We start from the raw sequence: 16,005 nt of genomic DNA, 5'->3' as shown, positions 1-16,005 counted from the left end.
ACGCGATGAAAGAAGAAACCGTCAGGGAACTCGACGCCGGGATGATGAGCCAATTCGCGCGCGTCCGGGCAGAACAAGACCGGGGCTTGCAGCGGGTCGGCTGGAAGGTCGCCCTCAATGTGCCCGCCGTCCAGAAAGACCTCGGCCTCGATGGTTGGGTGCTCGGCGCCTTACCCGCCGAGTGTGTCCTCGACGAACCCATCTTCCAGGCATCGAGCGAAAGCAAGATCTACCTCGAAGCGGAGATCGCGATCCGCCTCGGCACCAGCCTCCCCTCCCTCGCCACCGCGGAGGAAGCCGCCGAGTCGATCGAGGGCTACGCGCCAGCGATCGAAATCGTCGACTACGCACTCCCCAACGACGGCGGACTCGCGGGCATCTCGGCCCACAGTTTCTTCCATGCCGGCTCGTGGGTCGCCGGTGCCCACAGTGCCTTCTACCCGATCGGGCCCGAATTCCCGGTCGTTTACCGCAACGGCGAGAAGGTCGCCGAGGCCGTGCCCGAACTTGCGCTCAACGACCCCGCCCCGATCGCGCTCGGCACTGCCGCTCTTCTCGAACGCTACGACGAGCGACTGGACGGCGGCGACTGGATCCTCTGCGGCTCGCTGATCCAGCCGGTCGAGGCCGCACCGGGCGATCTCTTTCACGTCGACTTCGGACCGATGGGACGAATCGAGATGCGCATCGAGGGCTAAGACTGTCTCAGTCGAAGTCGGGCGGGGCTTCCGGATCCCGGTGGAGTTCAAACAGCCGGAAAATCTGAGGCTCGATCACGCGATGCAACGAGAGTTCCGGTAGCTCCGTCACGGGAAAGAACGCCACTGCGCTCGTCTCGAAACTCGTGCGCGCCTCTCCCGACTCGACCGTGCAGTCGAAGATGATCTTGTAGATGTGGAACGCGTCCTGCCGCATCTCGTGCTTGCCCTTGTCCCAGACGGCCAGAAGCCGAGTGGGCCGGACTTCGTAGCCCGTCTCCTCGCGGACCTCGCGGGCGGCGGCCTCGCTGGCGGACTCTCCGACGTCGATCCACCCACCGGGCAGCGACCAGCGCCCATCGCTGCGCTCTCGCACGAGCAGCACGCCATCGTCCTGGAATACCGTGGCGCGCACGTCGACCTTCGGCGTCGATGGCCCCTGCTCCCGCGAGAAGACGCCGCGCACGTCTTCTACCGAGTCCCCACTTCCGTGGGCGCCCATCTCCGCGGCTAGCTCGAGGAGCTGCCGGTACCGTTCGCGGTCGTGCTCGCCGTCCGTGTAGTGCAGCCCCATCTGCGCGATCGACTGAACCTGCTGGACGAATCGTAACCAGGGCGGAACCAACGCGTCACTCATAGGCTCTAAACTAATGTCATGATTCGCAAATCGCCGCCACGCCTCGCTTGCTCTCGCCGGCCCTGCCCGCGCCGCAACTCGGGCAGGAAATCCATGCCTGGCGCTCCTGCCGCGGGCGGAGTACGACGAAGACATGAAGCTCACTCCCCAGCACCTAGAGACCTTCCGCGAGCGAGGCTTCGTGAACGTCGGGCAAATCTTCACTGACGACGAACTCGCGACGATCTCGGGCGAGTATGACCGTCTCGTCACGTTCGAAGCGCAGACTCTCGGCAACGAGACAGACGGCGTGTACCCTTACCGCGCGATGCTCAATTTCCGCAGCGCCACGCTGCGCACGTTCGTGAACCACCCCGAGATGCTCGGGCTCGTCGCGCAGGTCATCGGCCCCGACGTCCGTTTCTGGTGGGACCAGGGCATCAACAAGGCCCCGGGTTCCGGGAGCCTCATCCCGTGGCACCAGGACAACGGCTACCACCCGGGCGGCTGCCCCGAGTTCCTCACTACGTGGCTCGCCTTGGACGACTCCAATCTCGCAAACGGCGGCCTTCAAGTTCTACCGGGCTCGCACAAAAACGGCGCCCGCGAACACGTCCTCGAGACCGTGCACTTCTACGTCCCGGGCGTCGACGACTCGAACGCGGTCGAGCTCCCGGCCAAGGCGGGCGACACACTGCTCTTCTCGACCCTCCTCCTGCACCAGACCGTCGGCAACCAAACCGAGGACAGACAACGACGGGCGTGGGTGATGCAGTACGGCCGTGCCGACGCCAAGAACTTCACGACCGGCGAGCCCTACGACGACCGACCCTGGGTTCTCAAAGACGGCACGCGCGTCGATCCACCCTTCGCCGAGCGGCGACTCGATCTGAGCTGACGACGCCGAGTCCGGATAGGGATCACACCCAGCCGACGCTTCCCACGCTTGCTTCGCGTTCGACCACGAAAACTCGATGTCCGTGCCGCAGGTCCCCTGCTGCAACGGAACGAATCGGTTCCGACGAACAAGCACGACGCACTCGCCGTCGAGAGATCGCGCGCGAAGTTCACGCCGGGCAGGATTTGTACGACCTTCACCGTCCGCGTCTCGGTTCTCGTTTTGCCCGCCGAGTCGGTCACCTTCAACATCATCTGGTGATTCCCCGGCCTCAAGCGCGGCCAGCTCACGGCCGCAGAGAAGCCCGTCCGAGCGGAGCACTGGGGTGAACATCCTTCACGTCGCCACGCTCGCCGCAACACGGGAAAGTCTGCTCGAGCTTGCCGTCGACGCGCAGCTCAACGGCGGCAGCCTCGACGGAGCGATGCACGCGATCGAGGGCGCGTTCGTGTACCGCGTATCCAACCGCTCCGAAGCCGACGCGTGGCTCGCCAGGTCGACCCTTGCCGACTTTCGCAGCCGGACGTCAGAAGATGCGCTGATCCTCCTCGACGCCGGGTTCTGAGGAGCGAAAACCGCGCGCTCGACGAGCCCGGAATCGAACCCATCTCTTGCGACTATACCGGCTGGACGGTATACACTTTCCGCAATGGTGGATTCGGGAAAACATCAACGGATACGGGGCGCACGCGAGCGCGTCCTCGACGCCGCCGAGAGGAGACTCCTCGCGCACGGGCCGGCGGGCCTCGTTCTGGACGCGGTCGCGGCGGAGGCCGAAGTGAGCAAGGGCGGCCTGCTCTACCACTTCCGCTCGAAGCAGGCGCTGGTCGCGGGCCTGACCGACCGCATGCTGGCCGAGTTCGAGCAGGCCCAGAGCGATCTCGCGGACGACGAACCGGACGGTCGCGGGCGCTGGGCCCGCGCCTATCTCGCCTCGACCGTAACCGCCGACGGCGAACCGAAGGGACAATCCGGCCAGCTGATGGCGAGCCTGCTCGCCGGACTCGGAGGCAACACATCGGGCCTCACGGACCTGCAGGATCACTTCGCGCAATGGCATCGCCGCATCCAGGACGACGCCGTCGACCCGGTGCAGGCCGCGATCGTCCGGCTCGCCGCCGATGGCTTGTGGCTCTCTTCGTTGCTCGGATTGAAACGCGTCGACCCTACGCTCGACCGCCAGGTCGTCGGGGCGCTGGAGGGGATGACGAGAACATGATGAATCACGCGTGTTCCACCCTCGGAGTCTGATATGGGCGCTCGTTGGCTTGCCGTCGCCATTCTCGCCGAGGTCGTGGCGACGCTGACGCTCCGCTCGACCGAGGGGTTCACACGCCCCCTCCCCGCTTCGATCGTCGCATTCGGTTACGTCACCGCATTCTATTGTCTCTCGCTCTCCCTGCAGGAGCTGCCAATCGCCGTCGTCTATGCCGCCTGGGCGGGCATTGGAACGGCCCTCGTCGCCCTCCTCGGGTGGGCTGTGTACGGAGAGGCACTGCACCCCGCCGCCATCGGCGGCATCGTGCTCGTCGCGCTCGGCGTCGCGCTCGTCGCCGGCTACTCCGGCGCGGCGTGAGGCGACCTTAGGCGCGCGCCGCAGAAAGCCGATAGCGGGCTCATCCCCGGCTCCGTGCAACGCGGAGCCGCGCGTTCGAGAGGATCCCGCTGATGTTCGTCCCCGCGACTGCCGTCCGCCCCATCCAGGTACTCCTCACGATTCTTCTGTTGCTCTGACTTCAGAACACAGACGCGCACGCGGCAGAGCTTTCTCCTGCCATGACGGCGGCCGCCCGCGAGAACATGGACCTCGAGGTGATCCCCGAGTTGGCCGTCGACTGCGCTGTCGAGTCTCTCCTCCCCGACGAAGCGGCCCTACTCGAGCAACGACTCGCGATCGAGGCGCTTCGCCAGAAGGCTCCCAAGGCAACGCCTGACGCCATCGTGGGAGCACTCCGCAGCACCGAGCCGCCGTGCCGCGATCCGAAGAGCGGCGTGACCACGCCGAGAATGGACGAGCGCAGCGCGCTCTCTGCCCTTCGCAAGGGTGGACCCTGCCGCACCGCGCAGCCCCCCTCCCGCGGGGGCCGGCGCGGCGGCCCCCGCGGGATCCGCCAGGCGCCCCGCCCGGATGCCGGCTCTGAACACACGGTTGACATTATGGCACAAACTACGCCAATAGATGGATATGGAGATCCTGCGCACGCCTGACGAACGCTTCGCCAACCTGCCCAACTACCCCTTCGATCCGCACTACACCGACGTTCCGGCCGGCGACGGCCAGATGCTTCGCATCCACCACATCGACCAAGGCCCTCGCGATGGCGAGACGATCGTCTGCATGCACGGCCAGCCGAGTTGGAGCTACCTCTACCGTCACATGATTCCGGTGTTCACGCGTGCCGGCTACCGCGTGCTCGCGCCGGATCTCGTCGGCTTCGGCCGTTCCGACAAACCAGGTGCGCGTGAGGACTACTCCTACCAGCGCCAGGTCGACTGGCTGACGGCGTGGCTCACGGCGAACGAGGTCCAGGGCGCAACGTTCGTCGGCCAGGATTGGGGCGGACTCATCGGACTCCGCCTCGTGGCGGAGAACCCCGAGCGATTCGTTCGAGTCGCGATCGCGAACACCAGCATCCCCATTCCACAGAACATTCCGGAAGACCGTATCGCTGCGGCCAAAGAGCTGCGCCGCACGATGCCCACCCCGACGATCGAAGTCATGTCAGCGAATCTCATGGGCGGAGACAAGCCGCCCGAGCAGAAGTTCGTCTACTGGCAGCGCTTCTGCTGGGACAACGAAGATCTGCCCATCGGCATGTTGATCGGTGGCACGACGGACGGCCGGCAACTGTCGGGAGAGGAGATCGCCGCCTACGACGCGCCGTTCCCCGACCCCGCGTACAAGATGGGTCCGCGGGCGATGCCGAGCCAGGTGCCGACGCTCCCCGACGACGTGTCGCTGCCCGCGAACCTGAAGGCGTGGGAGGTGTTCGCCAAGTGGGAGAAGCCGTTCCTGTGCGCGTTCTCGAGCAACGACCCGGTGACGGCGGGCCGAGACGCGCCCTTCCTAGAACGTGTGCCCGGCGCCAAGGGGCAACCCCACACGACGATCCAGGGCGGCGGCCACTTCCTGCAAGAGGGCCGCGGCGAAGAACTCGCTCAGACCATCGCCGGCTTCATGAAGAGCACCAAGGCGGGCTGAGCGCAGCCTCAGGCCCAGCGCAGAAGCCGGTGCGTCTCCACGAGGCGCTCTCGAATGGGGATCTCGAACGGGCACGCGGGCTCGCACGGCGCGGGGCACGTGGCGCAGTTCGCCGCGGTTCGGTCCGGGTCGACCTTCGCGTACGCACGCATCGCATCGCGTTCCTGCCCGTAGCTTTCGGCGTACATGCGGTACCGTAGGAGATCATCGACGGGGACGTCCGCCGGGCAGCTCTCGAGACATTCTCCGCACCCCGGCCGACAGTAGACCTTCGCGATCGACTCGTCGTACTTCTCGAGCAACGCGACATCCTGCTTCGTCGGGGCTTTGCCCGAGGCGTAGAGGTATTCGTCGATCTGCGGAAAGTGGGCGATCGATATGACGAGTCCGCTCACGTCCGGGTTCGCGAGGACCCACTTGAAGGCCGCCTGCGAGAAGGACTCGCGGTCGGTCGCGGTGAAGTCCGCCAGCTGCGAATGATAGGCACCCTTCAGCGTCTTCATCGCAACGACGCCGATGCCCTTCTCGTGCGCATCATGGAAGATGTCGTGGAGCTTCGGCCAGTTCTTGAAATTGTACGCGACCATGATCACGTCAAACCGATCGCTGTCGACGGCGTGGCGCATGACCTCTTCGAGGCGCGGCGTATGACTCGACACTCCGAGGAACCGCACCTTCCCCTGCTCCTTCAGGCGGTCGAAGGCCTCGTGGAGATTGGGAGCCATGAGGCGGTCGACGGAGTTCACGGCGTGCACGTGCACGAGGTCTAGATGATCCACCTGGAGCCGCTTCAAACTCCCCTCGACGGCGGCTATCACCTCGGGCACCGGGGTGTCGTCGTCCAGATGGCCGTCGGGACTGCAGAACTTCGACGCGATGAAGAGCTGGTCGCGCGGGATTCCCTTGATCCCTTCGCCGAGGGCGCGCTCGGACGCAGCATCCGAGTAGTCCGGTGAAGTATCGAAGTAGTTGATCCCACGCTCGATGGCGCGACGAGCGACGGCCGGGTCCTGCAGCTTCGACGTACCGAACGAGATGTCCGACATGTCGAAGCCGGTCCGCCCAAGAGGCCGACGCGCTACCACCGACGATCCCTGCCAGCTCGCATTCGTCGCCTCTGACTCCGGAGCGTCGCTCAGGAGATAGAACTGGGTCTTGTACTCGCAGCCGGCCACGGCTACCCCCGCGGCGATCGCACCGGTCGAGGTGAGCAGAGCTCGGCGCGTGAGCTTGGTGTCGTCGTCCCGTCCTGACTTCGCCGTCATCTTTCCTCCTGCTCGCGCGAGAGTATCCCGAAGCTTCTTCGAAGAAAACACGCCGCGCATACGTCTCCCCATGGAAGCCACCACGGACAGTGCAGAGCTCGGTGAGAACGGGGCTTCCAATCCTGGTTCCACAGTCGATCCGGCCCAGGTAATATGGCCAGAGGACATGAAGGATCAAATCTTACAGACGCGCACCGCAGCCCGGATCGGGTTCGCCACGGCAGCCACGCTCCTGTTGGCGTGCGGCGGCGGAAACGGCGAGCCGGCGACGAATGCGCCCGTACCCGAACCGCCTCCGGCCGAGTCGTCCACGTTCGACCGACTTCAAGAGGAGGTCTTCTCGGCCAGCTGCGCTTCCGAGTCTTGCCACAGCTCCGAAGGCCGCGCGGCCGACCTGATCCTGGAGCCCGGGCTCTCGTACGAACAGCTCGTCGACGTCACCCCGTCCTACCCCGCAGCAGCTGACGCCGGGATGCGCCGCGTCCTGCCCGGCGACCCCGAGAGCAGCCTCCTGTGCCACAAGATCGAAGACGAGCTACCGCCCGACCTCGGCGTCGCCATGCCCTACGGCGGGCCGCCGCTGGACGAGTACACAGCCCAGGTGGTCCGCGCGTGGATCCTCGCCGGCGCTCCGCGCACCGGCCGCGTCGCCGGCGACGACGGCCGAGCCCTCGGGACCGAAACCGACGACGGAGTACAGGAGCTCGAACCCCCGAGCACCGGGGTGCAGCTCGACGTCACGTCGCGCCCACTCCCCCTCGGAAGCGAAGAGACTCGGTGCCACACGTTCAAGCTCGACAGCGACGTCTCCCTCGAGGTGAACCGGTTCGAGGTCGCAGTTTCGGGCGGCAGTCACCACATCCATCTCTACCGCCCGTTCGACGCCGGTCTCGATCTCCGCGACGAATCGTTCGACTGCGACTACACGCTCGACTTCAACCAGTGGGAACTCGTCGCGGCCGCACAGCTCGCGCGCACCGACTGGCAGCTCCCGGAAGGGGTCGCCTTTCACTTCCGTGCAGGCGAGCAGCTTCTGCTGCAAACACACTTCGTAAACGTGGGCGGACTCGAGACCTTGGGTAAGCCCCGCGTGCTCGTCAATTTGCACACCGTGCCCGAAGACAGAGTAATAGCGCACGCCGGGTCCATCTTCGGTCAGGACCGTGATGTCCTCGTCCCGGCGAACTCGATCTCCAGGCGCAGCGGAGAGTGCACGTTCCCGGAGCCGATCAACATCATGGCCATGACCGGGCACTACCACTACCGGGGACGCCACTTCCTGACCGAGCGCCTGCACGGCGGAGCCCCGGCCAGCCCGCCCTTGTACGAGTACGAGGGATATGAAGATCCGGAGTTCCGGATCTACTCTCCGATGTCCTTGCCCACATTCGAGACCGACGAGAGCCTTCGGTGGACCTGCACCTACGACAACCGCAGCGACCGGGACTACGAGTTCGGCCCGTTCACCGACGAGAACGAGCACTGCAACCTGTTCGCCTTCTACTACCCCACCCAGTCACAGACGGAGTCGACCACCTGCGTCGTGGAGGACGGCCGTTCGACGACGACGGTTCGCGGCAGCGGGCCGGAATCGTAGCCGCGACGACAAACGTCAGCGGTCGAAGCGGTAGATCACTGTATCCGTCCGGAAACCGGCCTATGGCGAAAGGCTGTTGGCGACCGAGAGCAACTGCACGCCTGCCGCCTCGAAGGCCGACGCTTTGGTTCCTCCGAACGTCGGGAACTCCTCGACGACCTCGAACGTACCGCCGCGACCACGGTAGATCTGCGACGCCAACTCGACAATCGGCGCATCGCGCGTGCCCGTCACCAAGTTCACTCGGACCAAGAAGTCCCCATCGTCATCCGGCAGGAAGAGGAGCTCGTGGCCTCACGCGCCCTCCCCGTTCCACCGGGAGAGCTTCGACTCCCCGAGCAGGTTCGCAATCGCGAGATGGTCCTCCCCACCCGGCGCCGATCTTGCGGAGCATAGACATGCACTTCAACTCGCCGTGACCAGGATGAGGGGCCCCGGAGCCTCATCCTCCAAGCTCTCAGCGAGAAGCCTCCCGAACGTCGAGACACCGCGGTAGTCCGGATCGCCGCGTCCCGACGACGGGTTCGAACAAGTCGGCATCGTATCCGTCGGTCTCAAGGGTTCGCCCCGCGCTACCTTCGATGATGCCGCGACGTACCTGCCCGGCTTCCGCGATTGCATCGACGACACCATCAGCCCACCCGACTCGACGCCGATCACTCTCGATTGGGAGTTCCCGCCCGCAAAGGCCGACGGTGTCGCGTTCGACCAAGACAGCTGCAGCGGGGAGATGCGGTTCCGTTGGCTCAACGGGAAGCAGGGCCTCGAGGTCGTCCAAGGCTGTCCCGACTGCCCCCCGCGCACGGGACTCGAGGACCCATCGAACGAGGCGCCCGCAACGCAGGGTTCGCGCGTTGCCGGCGTGCGACTTCCAAAAAAACCAACCGAACGTTCGTAAGTCACGTACCCGATCGCCGTCACTTTTAGGCACCCAATCGACACCCAGGCGTGTCCCTCAGCACGCCACGTCGCGGCCCGCGCCACAGACCCTCCTCTCCTGCGGCGCGGGCCGCGCCCAAACGCCGATCGCGATCGATAAATCGCCCGTGATGTAATGGCCCGTCGAGAAATGCGACCAACTGTGGGTCCACCCGAGACCGGAGGGCGCCCCCGACGTGGACGCACTCCTCGGCGACGCACTTTCGCACGAAGAGTTCGGCCCCAACCACGCTTCGCGTTTGCCTTCCAGGGCATCGATGCCATCTGTACCAAGCCCAAGAGCGAGTGGAGTCTCGCCGGGTCCGCAAACGTGATCTACTTCCAGTTCCCGAACGTGCAATTCAACGTCGGCGAAAACAGCGCGTCGCTGATCCGCATCTACCCGGCCCCGGGAAACCCTCGACGGTATCGTGTTTGGGCGAAACCAACCCGGCCTGCATCACTTCCACAACGCCTGCAGCGAGGCCCTCGGACGGCCCCCTCTGGAGACGTTCACCGGGCAGGTCGTGAGCTCCGCACCGTCAGTCTGGTTTTTGTACTCGCAGCCCGTTTTCGTATAGTCGCTCTGGAGCGACCCGTGCACCTGCGGCGACCGAAACGAAGGGGCGATTACATGCGAACCAGGACCATCATTCTCTCCGCGATCGCGATCAGCGGCCTCGTCGGTCTCACTGTTTCGGGAAGCCTGCTGTACGACTCGTTGATCGGGCTCGACTCGTCCCACTTCCCGGCCGGAGACGCGCTCCAGTCGGTCGCGACGAGTGTCTCGCCGAAGATCGACAAGGCCGCCGGCGGATTGATCCTCGCCCTTGCGCTCGTGCTCACCATGGCGATCGCGACCTTCTTCGTCGTGCGCGGAACCATCCGCGCGCAGAACCGGGAGAATGAGGGTGTCGAGGGAGAGCGGTCCGACCGACGCTGGTTCCTCGCGAGCTCCGCGACCGCCGCGACCGCACTGATCGCGGGCGGCACGGGCATGCTCGGCCGAGCGCTCTTCGGTCTCGGCACCGGGAAGCCCGGCTGGAACCGACCCGTGACCGAAGTCTTCGGCGGCGACGTTGTGAAGACGCACCCCGTCTGGGAAGACGAGTGGAAAGGCAGCCGGGTAGCCGCCTACGGCCGACTCGGACGCACCGAGTGGCCGGTCTCGGACACCGTTCTCGGAACGGGGTCGCTCCGCGGCGAATCCGGTACCAAGATCGTCCAGCTCGCTCTCGAGCGAGGCATCAACTATATCGACACCGCGCCAGACTACGCCGGGGCCGGAAGTGAAGCGGCTGTCGGTCGCGCGCTCCAAGGCGTGCCACGCGACAGCGTCTTCCTCGCCACGAAGTTCTGCACCCCCATCGGCCACCTTCCCGCAGGATCGCCCGTCGAGCGCTACAAAGAGGTGATCGACGAGAGCCTCGGGCGGCTCGGCACCGACTACGTCGACCTGGTTCACGTCCACTCGTGCGACGAGGTCGATCGGTTGATGGATCCGAACATGCACACCGCGTTCGAGCAGCTTCGCGACGAAGGCAAGGCCCGCTTCCTCGGCTTCTCGAGCCACACGCCCCGTCTACCCGAGGTCGCCACGACTGCCATCGAATCCGGCAAGTTCGACGTCATGATGGTCGCCTACCACCACGGGATCTGGTCGGAACTCGGCACACTCATCGAGAAGGCGCGCAACGAGCAGGACATGGGCGTCGTTGCAATGAAGACGCTGAAGGGCGCAAAGCACCACGGGCTCGAGGGCTTCCGGGACGACGCGAGTTCCTACGCGCAGTCGGCTCTCAAATGGGTGCACTCTAACCCGAACGTGTCGTGTGCGGTGATCTCGTTCTCGGACATGCAACACGTCGACGAGTACCTCTACGCCTCGGGCAAGAAGGCAGGCGGCACCGACGTCGCGCGGCTCGAGCGGTACGACCAGCAGATCCTCGGCAGCTACTGCACCCCGCACTGCGGCGACTGTCTCGACTCCTGCCCCGAGGAACTCGCGATCAACGACATCCTCCGTCACCGGATGTACTTCGAGGATTACCGCGCGGAGCGCGTCGGCCTCGAAGCCTACGCGAAGCTCGACAAGAATGCGTCGCTCTGTGCGACCTGCCCCGCCCCGTGCCTCGGCTCCTGCCCGGTGGGCATCCCGATCAAGGAGCGGCTCCAGGGCGCACACGACTTACTGACCCTCGTCTAGCCACACCACGCGGAGCGCAGAGCCGTGACGTGGAGTCAGGTCGGAAAGCAGGAGTGCTCGGTCGCGAAGGCTCTCGCGAACCTCCCCGAAATGTTCGCCTAACTCGACGAAACCATCGGAGACCACGAGTACCTGGTCGGTGACGCGTTCAGCGTGGCAGACGCCGCGATCGGCGGCGCCTTCGCCAACTTCCGCCACACCGGTCTCGAGGTCGAGGTAGGAGGTGGTCGCGCCCGGCAACCTCTTCATCGCGCGGCGCATCCACAGAGCCGGCTGAACCTGGGCCGACCGCGCTCGCCGCTGTCGGCCGGGTTCCGGGCTGCTATGGATTGGGGCTTATCGCTCATGCCGGCCTCCTCGTTCACCGGTGCGACACGCTCGTGGGCCGGACTCGTCTGGTTCGCGATCGCCGCGCTCGCCTGCTCGACTCCGGACGCGGGTCTTGAACGTCCGCTCGAGGGCTCGCCCGACGTCGAGCTCGCCCCGGTAGACGTGGCCGGTACCACGCGGCTCGGATTCTGCCTCGAAAAGCCGGGCGACGTGGAACTCGGGGACCTTGCGCGCGGCACGTTACACGTCGACGTGAGCGTCTCGTCCACGCGTCCGATGGATTCCGGTAGCGTCGAGCTCAGGCTGCGCGATGGTCGACGGTTCCTGGCGCAGTCGGAGCGCCGCTGCGCCGTCGATCTCGGTGAGCCGACGGCGGCTAACCAGTGGCACGCCTGCGAGCTGCCCCTCGAAGGGCTCTACCGTGACGCGGTCCTCGACGTCGACTGGTCCTCGGTCCGTGAGGACGACACGGTGTGCATCTCCTCGCCCCTTCTCATCGGCAGCGAGGCCCCGCAGGGTCTCCCTTTGGTCTTCGTGATCGTCGTGGACACCACGCGCATCAGAGAGGTTCGGACCTTCTCGGCGGAAGGCAAGCTCCGAGACGGGGTCGGCCGCCTACAACGAGACGGAATTACATTCGAACGCGCGCGCGCACCGACGTCATGGACACGCCCCTCGGTCGCGAGCCTTCTCACGGGAGTCTCGCCCATGCGCCACCGGGTCTTCGGGCGCTACGACATCCTGGGCACCGAACTCGTCACACTGCCGGAGGTCTTCCAGGACAGTCACTACGTGACAATGGGCTGGACGACGAATCCCAACGTTCTTCCGGTCTGGGGATTCGCGCGCGGCTTCGACGTCTTTAAGGATCTCGGGACCGGGGAGTGGAATCGGGCAAAGCCCGACGGAAGAACGGTCTTCCTGCAGGTCCAGGACGCGGTGGAAGGAAACGAGGGCCACGCCGCGTTCCACTACATCCACGTCATCGACCCCCACGTGCCGTATCGTCCGGGAAAATGGGGCCGCGCAGCCGCCAAGGCCGCGGTGGACATTCTCCCGGCAAAGCGAGCGAAGCGCCGACGGTATCTGGCCTATGTGGGCGAGATCTTCGACGTAAACCGCGAGCTCGGCCGCTTCTTCCGCTTCTTGGACACCCGCGGGCTGTACGACGATGCGTTGATCCTCGTTGTCTCCGACCACGGCGAGGAGTTTGGCGAACACGGTGGCGTGCGTCATGGGAAGACTCTCTACGAGGAGATGCTCCACGTACCTGCGTGGCTCAAGCTTCCGGGCAACGCGCTGGCCGGTACGCGGATCGACGACTACGTGGCGCTGGCGGACTTTCCGGCGACAGTGCTGAACGCGTTGGATCTCCCCCTTCCCGAAGACCTGAAGCCGACGGACGTTCTTGCCGTGGAGAACACCCCGAGCCTCGGGCGGAGGCCGCACGTAGCGACGTTGCGCGTCGACGGCAAACGGCTGGCCGCCGTCGTCGACGGGCCTTGGAAGCTGATCCGCGACGAGCTCGAAAACCGGGAGATGCTCTTTCACCTGGGCGAAGATCCAGGCGAGCTCCAGAATCGGGTCGAGACCGATCGGGAGAAGGCCACGGAGCTACGAACGTTGCTCGACTCGGCGACAGTTGCGAGTGAGGAGGATCTGCACGTCCGGGTGTGCGGGCACGAGGGCCCTTCGGATGTGAACCTCGTTCTTTCTGTACGGCCCGAAGCGGTGCAGCCGCGCGCTCTCGAAGCCGGCGACGCACTGAGCGAACGCGCGGGTGAGCTGCACGTCGACCTCGGACTCGAGCCGACTTACCGCTCGCGGCTCGACCGACAGGGGAAGGAAGGCGCGTACTTCAATGACGAGGACGAGCTGCTGATCGACGCCGCGGGGCTGAGCCAGGGCGGCTCGTGGATCCGGTCGGCGTCCGGAAGTCTCCCCTACGCCCTCGGCAACAGCAGCACGCTTCGGCGCGGGCCGATCCCTCCCCTGGAATCGTTGTTCGCGGAGGCAACCGTGGAGTCGGGCGAGGCCATCGCGTGCGTCGCCGACGCCGGCGAGACCCATCTGCGGATCTGGTACGTGCAGCCGGGAGAGGCACTCGACGCCGGCAAGGTCGACGAGGCGCTCGCCGAGAGGCTGCGGGCGCTGGGCTACGCCTTCTGAGGACGAGAGCTTCGACAGAGGGACCAAGCGGTCCGTTACCGAAGCGTCGTGTCCCCCGCTGCCGCGTGCATCGTGCGCGATACGCGCGGGCATGGTCTGAAACGTTGGGCACTCCGCTCGCGGCCTTGTAGGGTCCTCCCGTGCCGAGCCAACGGGAACCCACAGCGAGCGGGACGGAGACCCGGCGAACGATCGGCGCTCTGGGCCGAGCGTGGTTCGAGTGGTTGCGGCGTGACTCCGGCCCGCTCGCCCTGTTCGCAGTCGCAACCGCGGTGATGACCTGGCCCATCGTCGCAAACCTGGACGGCTTGTGGCTCGCTAGCCACGACGACGACACCTACGCCAAGCTCTGGGACAATTGGTGGGTCGCGACGCACGCCTTCCCCGAGTTGTCCTTCACGCGCTCCGACCTGCTCTTCCACCCGATCGGACTCGACCTGTCGTATCACAGCATCAGCTGGACCGTCGCTTCGGCTTCGGCGACGCTGGGCACGGTCGTCGACCGCGTGGTCGCCTACAATCTAAGCATCCTCGTCGCCGTCTTCGGCAACGCCTACGGCGCGTACCTCCTGATTCGAACGATGGTCGATCAGCGCGCCGGGGCGATCTTCGGTGGATTGGTTTACGGGTTCGCGCCGTATGCACTCACGCAGTCCGGCGGGCATCCCGACCTGGCGCACCTGTTTCCGATCCCGCTCACCGCCCTGCTGACGATCCAGGCAATCGAACGCGCGAGCGTAGGGCGCGCCGTCGCGGCGTCGCTGATGCTGAGCCTCGCAACCTTCACCAGCCTGTACATCATGGTCTTTACGATCTTGACGGTAGGGCCGCTCGCGTTGCACGGCGCGCTGACCAGACAGCGATGGTGTACCGCGGGCTTTTGGCGCGTTGCCCTTGCGTTCGGAGTGGTCTGCGCGGTGACTCTCGCTATCCGTCTCACGCCGATCTTCTTCGACGGCGACGGGCTCTCGTTCGCGATCGAGTCGAAGTACCGCGCCGACAGCCGGCAAACCGACCTCCTATCGCTCGTTACGCCCCCGCGTTTCCATCCCGTGTTCGGACCCCTTGTGGCGAAGGTCACAGCGGCGTTCGGCATGAACAGGAAGTGGCCGGCGTACCTTGGGGCCCTTCCCCTCCTTCTCACCCTCTTCGCGCTCGCTCGGTCGACAGCTCGAGCCCGGGTCGTGCTGTGGTTCTCGATTGGGGTCGGCTTCGTGTTGCTCAGCCTCGGCCCGGTCCTCCGACTGAACGGGCACGTCTACGACTCGATCCCTCTACCAGGAGCCTTCGTCGCCTGGCTGCCGCCCATTCGAGCCGTCGGACGCCCCGACTACTTCATGCTCGGTGCCCTGCTACCACTTGCCGTCTGCGCCGCGTTGGGGCTGGACCGTTTCCTGCGAGACCGTTCACGGCGCACCGTAGCGGTCCTCGCGACCGCGGGCTGCGCCCTCCTACTCTTCGAGTATTCGAACGGGCCCTACCGAGGAGCCCTGCTCGAGGCGAGCCCCTTCCACCAAACGCTCCGGGCGGAACCAAACGGCGGCGCCCTGATCGATCTCCCGATGGGACGGGAGCCATCGAAGCGGTACATGTACCTCCAGTCGATCCACGGGAGACCGATCGCCGAGGGGATCTCCGGACGAATGCCGGCGAATGCGTATCGGTACGTCGATGCGAACTACCTGCTCTCGCATTGGAAGCGTGGCGTACACCCCCCATGCGGCGCGGCCTCTCTCGCCAAAACGGCCGCGGCGCTCGACGGGCTCGCGCTCGACGGTTTCCGTTTCGTCGTCGTGCACCACGACCGCCTGTCGCCGACGAGTCCGTTCGCGAAGCGCCTGCGGCCGCGGCCTCATTTCCAGGACAAGTTTCTCACGGTCTACCAGCTTGAGGAACTGCGGGCGGCGCCGCCGTGTCGACCCCGAAGAGCTGATTGAGCCGTTCCCGGGCTTGCCTCATTGCTCCCTGTGCGTTCTCAGAACCCGTCCGCGACACGATCACGCCGCCTCCGCCCACGCGTACCGATGCTGGAGGCCACCGACGCGCGGCAAGGCGATCACTTGCGTGCTCGAAGAGGCCCGTCGCTCCACCGGTCGCCCCAATGGA

At 65.8% G+C, this 16,005-nt stretch carries 16 protein-coding genes; 12 read left to right on the top strand and 4 right to left on the bottom strand.

Features of this window, described 5'->3' with window-relative positions:
• Positions 1 to 5 precede the first annotated feature (5 nt).
• Positions 6 to 698 carry a hypothetical protein gene (locus P8R42_20950; GenBank protein MDG2307068.1) on the top strand — a complete coding sequence of 231 codons (693 nt, stop codon included), beginning with the start codon at positions 6 to 8 and terminating at the stop codon, positions 696 to 698.
• A 7-nt stretch (positions 699 to 705) separates the two neighbouring features.
• Here the strand turns inward: P8R42_20950 and P8R42_20945 are convergent, their stop codons facing one another.
• Positions 706 to 1,335 (bottom strand): NUDIX hydrolase, encoded by a 630-nt coding sequence (locus tag P8R42_20945; GenBank protein ID MDG2307067.1) that lies wholly within the window; start codon positions 1,333 to 1,335, stop codon positions 706 to 708.
• 133 nt (positions 1,336 to 1,468) lie between these two features.
• Between P8R42_20945 and P8R42_20940 the strand changes: the two genes are divergently transcribed.
• From P8R42_20940 to P8R42_20910, 7 genes are all read left to right on the top strand, one after another.
• A complete protein-coding gene (locus tag P8R42_20940) occupies positions 1,469 to 2,212 on the top strand; it encodes a phytanoyl-CoA dioxygenase family protein (GenBank protein MDG2307066.1) in 744 nt (247 codons plus the stop codon).
• A 48-nt stretch (positions 2,213 to 2,260) separates the two neighbouring features.
• The gene (locus P8R42_20935) at positions 2,261 to 2,473 is read left to right on the top strand and encodes a hypothetical protein (protein MDG2307065.1); all 213 of its coding nucleotides are present in this window, start codon (positions 2,261 to 2,263) and stop codon (positions 2,471 to 2,473) included.
• 64 nt (positions 2,474 to 2,537) lie between these two features.
• Complete coding sequence (locus P8R42_20930; GenBank protein MDG2307064.1) at positions 2,538 to 2,777, top strand: hypothetical protein; 240 nt, start codon at positions 2,538 to 2,540, stop codon at positions 2,775 to 2,777.
• A gap of 84 nt (positions 2,778 to 2,861) precedes the next feature.
• The gene (locus P8R42_20925; GenBank protein MDG2307063.1) at positions 2,862 to 3,431 is read left to right on the top strand and encodes a TetR/AcrR family transcriptional regulator; all 570 of its coding nucleotides are present in this window, start codon (positions 2,862 to 2,864) and stop codon (positions 3,429 to 3,431) included.
• Positions 3,432 to 3,464: 33 nt separating this feature from the next.
• Positions 3,465 to 3,788, top strand: coding sequence for a multidrug efflux SMR transporter (locus P8R42_20920; GenBank protein ID MDG2307062.1), 324 nt, complete (start codon positions 3,465 to 3,467; stop codon positions 3,786 to 3,788).
• Between the two features lie 200 nt (positions 3,789 to 3,988).
• On the top strand, positions 3,989 to 4,420 hold the full coding sequence (locus tag P8R42_20915) for a hypothetical protein (GenBank protein MDG2307061.1): 432 nt from the start codon (positions 3,989 to 3,991) through the stop codon (positions 4,418 to 4,420).
• Positions 4,398 to 5,414 (top strand): haloalkane dehalogenase, encoded by a 1,017-nt coding sequence (locus tag P8R42_20910; GenBank protein MDG2307060.1) that lies wholly within the window; start codon positions 4,398 to 4,400, stop codon positions 5,412 to 5,414. Before P8R42_20915 ends, P8R42_20910 begins: the two co-directional genes overlap by 23 nt.
• Before the next feature lie 8 nt (positions 5,415 to 5,422).
• On the opposite strand, the gene P8R42_20905 is transcribed toward P8R42_20910, so the two are convergent.
• On the bottom strand, positions 5,423 to 6,679 hold the full coding sequence (locus tag P8R42_20905) for an aldo/keto reductase (GenBank protein MDG2307059.1): 1,257 nt from the start codon (positions 6,677 to 6,679) through the stop codon (positions 5,423 to 5,425).
• 166 nt (positions 6,680 to 6,845) lie between these two features.
• Here P8R42_20905 and P8R42_20900 point away from each other — a divergent pair, with 166 nt between their 5' ends.
• Positions 6,846 to 8,276, top strand: a complete 1,431-nt coding sequence (locus P8R42_20900; protein ID MDG2307058.1) for a hypothetical protein — start codon at positions 6,846 to 6,848, stop codon at positions 8,274 to 8,276.
• Between the two features lie 60 nt (positions 8,277 to 8,336).
• On the opposite strand, the gene P8R42_20895 is transcribed toward P8R42_20900, so the two are convergent.
• Complete coding sequence (locus tag P8R42_20895; GenBank protein ID MDG2307057.1) at positions 8,337 to 8,519, bottom strand: hypothetical protein; 183 nt, start codon at positions 8,517 to 8,519, stop codon at positions 8,337 to 8,339.
• Between the two features lie 1,309 nt (positions 8,520 to 9,828).
• Here P8R42_20895 and P8R42_20890 point away from each other — a divergent pair.
• Positions 9,829 to 11,400 carry an aldo/keto reductase gene (locus tag P8R42_20890; GenBank protein MDG2307056.1) on the top strand — a complete coding sequence of 524 codons (1,572 nt, stop codon included), beginning with the start codon at positions 9,829 to 9,831 and terminating at the stop codon, positions 11,398 to 11,400.
• On the opposite strand, the gene P8R42_20885 is transcribed toward P8R42_20890, so the two are convergent.
• A complete protein-coding gene (locus tag P8R42_20885; GenBank protein MDG2307055.1) occupies positions 11,383 to 11,649 on the bottom strand; it encodes a hypothetical protein in 267 nt (88 codons plus the stop codon). The two genes, P8R42_20890 and P8R42_20885, sit on opposite strands and share 18 nt — an antisense overlap.
• Before the next feature lie 75 nt (positions 11,650 to 11,724).
• On the opposite strand from P8R42_20885, the gene P8R42_20880 reads away from it, so the two are divergent.
• Together P8R42_20880 and P8R42_20875 are read left to right on the top strand one after the other, a co-directional pair.
• On the top strand, positions 11,725 to 13,899 hold the full coding sequence (locus P8R42_20880; GenBank protein MDG2307054.1) for a sulfatase: 2,175 nt from the start codon (positions 11,725 to 11,727) through the stop codon (positions 13,897 to 13,899).
• 140 nt (positions 13,900 to 14,039) lie between these two features.
• Positions 14,040 to 15,836, top strand: a complete 1,797-nt coding sequence (locus P8R42_20875; protein ID MDG2307053.1) for a hypothetical protein — start codon at positions 14,040 to 14,042, stop codon at positions 15,834 to 15,836.
• The last annotated feature ends 169 nt before the right edge of the window (positions 15,837 to 16,005 follow it).

The sequence above is a fragment of the Candidatus Binatia bacterium genome (assembly GCA_029243485.1).
Classification (GTDB): Bacteria; Desulfobacterota; Binatia; order UBA12015; family UBA12015; genus VGTG01.
Note: the sequence above shows the minus strand (reverse complement) of the source record. Positions and strands in the feature narration are given on the sequence as shown.

Excerpts from the sequence above, each read along its gene's own strand:
- P8R42_20950 (MDG2307068.1), top strand. The coding sequence starts at position 6 with ATGAAAGAAGAAACCGTCAGGGAACTCGACGCCGGGATGATGAGCCAA.
- P8R42_20945 (MDG2307067.1), bottom strand. The coding sequence starts at position 1,335 with ATGAGTGACGCGTTGGTTCCGCCCTGGTTACGATTCGTCCAGCAGGTT.
- P8R42_20940 (MDG2307066.1), top strand. The coding sequence starts at position 1,469 with ATGAAGCTCACTCCCCAGCACCTAGAGACCTTCCGCGAGCGAGGCTTC.
- P8R42_20925 (MDG2307063.1), top strand. The coding sequence starts at position 2,862 with ATGGTGGATTCGGGAAAACATCAACGGATACGGGGCGCACGCGAGCGC.
- P8R42_20920 (MDG2307062.1), top strand. The coding sequence starts at position 3,465 with ATGGGCGCTCGTTGGCTTGCCGTCGCCATTCTCGCCGAGGTCGTGGCG.
- P8R42_20915 (MDG2307061.1), top strand. The coding sequence starts at position 3,989 with ATGACGGCGGCCGCCCGCGAGAACATGGACCTCGAGGTGATCCCCGAG.
- P8R42_20910 (MDG2307060.1), top strand. The coding sequence starts at position 4,398 with ATGGAGATCCTGCGCACGCCTGACGAACGCTTCGCCAACCTGCCCAAC.
- P8R42_20905 (MDG2307059.1), bottom strand. The coding sequence starts at position 6,679 with ATGACGGCGAAGTCAGGACGGGACGACGACACCAAGCTCACGCGCCGA.
- P8R42_20900 (MDG2307058.1), top strand. The coding sequence starts at position 6,846 with ATGAAGGATCAAATCTTACAGACGCGCACCGCAGCCCGGATCGGGTTC.
- P8R42_20890 (MDG2307056.1), top strand. The coding sequence starts at position 9,829 with ATGCGAACCAGGACCATCATTCTCTCCGCGATCGCGATCAGCGGCCTC.
- P8R42_20885 (MDG2307055.1), bottom strand. The coding sequence starts at position 11,649 with ATGAAGAGGTTGCCGGGCGCGACCACCTCCTACCTCGACCTCGAGACC.
- P8R42_20880 (MDG2307054.1), top strand. The coding sequence starts at position 11,725 with ATGGATTGGGGCTTATCGCTCATGCCGGCCTCCTCGTTCACCGGTGCG.